This window comes from Pseudomonas sp. RW409 (assembly GCF_003184125.1).
In the GTDB taxonomy this organism is placed as follows: Bacteria; Pseudomonadota; Gammaproteobacteria; order Pseudomonadales; family Pseudomonadaceae; genus Aquipseudomonas; species Aquipseudomonas chlororaphis_I.
Map to the genome: position 1 here is coordinate 384,840 of NZ_QHHP01000040.1, position 226 is coordinate 385,065.

The 226-nt window shown below is 64.6% G+C and carries 1 protein-coding gene; it reads right to left on the bottom strand.

The genetic code is table 11. From position 1 onward, the window contains the following. Positions 1-101: 101 nt before the first annotated feature. Positions 102-226: TraR/DksA C4-type zinc finger protein (locus DK261_RS20330; protein WP_177411723.1), on the bottom strand; the 125-nt coding region annotated here is incomplete at its 5' end.

The window sequence follows — 226 nt, forward strand, 5'->3', positions numbered from 1 at the left end:
CTTTCAAGGCGCCCACAAACGACTCGCGGGCAAGCCTGCCAGCCCAGGTGCAGTGGCGACCTTGGGGTGGGGCTTGCCCGCGAGGGGAGAAGTCTTGGCGATCAGGCCTGACGCTGGTGCTTGTCGATCTGCTCGTGACGTTCCTGAGCTTCGATGCAGTACTTGGTGGTCGGGCTGATCAGCAGGCGTTTCAGGCCGATCGGCTCGCCGCTGTCGTCGCACCAGC